1 protein-coding gene and 1 pseudogene are annotated in these 1,292 nt (G+C 67.5%); both read right to left on the reverse strand.

What is annotated here, in order from left to right; genetic code table 11:
* A pseudogene (locus tag ACWGIU_RS38030) lies at window positions 1–343 on the reverse strand (hypothetical protein); the annotation flags it as partial.
* The coding region (locus tag ACWGIU_RS38035; RefSeq protein WP_453712677.1) for a hypothetical protein at window positions 340–1,292 on the reverse strand (953 nt) is incomplete at its 5' end. The gene ACWGIU_RS38035 and the pseudogene ACWGIU_RS38030, both read right to left, overlap by 4 nt.

Genomic DNA, 1,292 nt, shown 5'->3' on the forward strand with positions numbered 1-1,292 from the left:
GCTTCAGCTCGTGGCCGTCGGCTGCTCGGTAGCGCTGGGCTCGGAGGGCGGCGATGTAGGCCACGGGGTCGTCGGGGTCGGCGTCGGGGACTTCGGCGGGAAGGCCGGGGCCCTGGAAGTCGGAGGCGTTCTCTGCTCGTTGCTGCTCGATCACCTCGATGATTTCCGCAGGTGAGATGAAGGGCTGGCGGCGGGCAACCGTGGCGGCGGCCCGCCGGGCGGCGACGAGCGGGTAGTCGCCGAGAACGTCATGCCAGGCGTCGGGGGTGTACTCGTCGAACTTCTGCTGGGGGCACAGCGCCCGGACGTAGCGGGCGAGGACGACGGTCTCGTCGGGGGTCATGAGATCTCCTGCTGCTGCATACGGTCTTTGGCGCGCTGCATGGCGCGGTCGAAGAGGTCGTCGGTGTCTTGCTGCTGCCGGCTGTGCGCGGTACCGGGCACAGCTCGGAGTCCGGGGCGACCGTCGGACTGGGGCTCGGGGTGCTCGTCGTGGTAGCGCTCGTTGCGGAGCCAGTTCGCCGGGTAGGCGATGTAGCGGGGGTTCTCGTCCACGACGGAGCGGGCGTAGGCCTGGGCGGCGTCGACGATTTGTGCGGGGTCCTCGCCGCGTTGCATGGCGGCGATCCATTCGGCCTTGGCTCGTCCCCTGTCGATGCGCTTGGGGTAGGTCAGCCAGAACGCTCCGAAGGCATCGAGGTGCTGCTCGGCCACCGCGGAGGAGGAAGCCTCCTCTTCCCCCTCCTTCAGAGGGGTAAGAGGAGTAGGGGTCCCGGAATCCCTGACACTGACGTCCCGGATTCCCTGACACTGAGAATCGTCAGTGTCCGCATTTTCCTGACACTGAGCGTTGGCGTCAGTGTCAGGGATTCCGGGACTCTGAGACGGGTCAGTGTCCCGGTTCTCGGGACGCTGAGAAGGGGGCTCAGTGTCCGCGATTTCCTGACACTGGCTGTCCGGGAACTTGGGGATCTCATACTTCGCGGTGCCGTTCTTCTGGCCGGCCGACAGCTTCGCGAGCGCACCCTTGTCGATCAGCGACTTGAGTACGGCGTACAGCTGGGACCGGCTGACCTTGGCGCCGCGGAGAACCTCGGGCCGTTCGACGCTGTTCCAGGTGATCCGGGTGTCGTCGTTGGCGTCCTCCGCCAGCGTGACGAGGAGCAGCTTCTCCCGGTGAGTCAGTGCCTCAGGCGCGCTCAGGAGCACGTCGACCATCAGGCGGATTCCCACGGGCGTCTTCTCTCTGGCGGGTGCGGGTGACGGAGGGGCGGGGCCGGGCATGCCGGCCC

It is taken from the genome of Streptomyces sp. NPDC054840 (assembly GCF_053611065.1).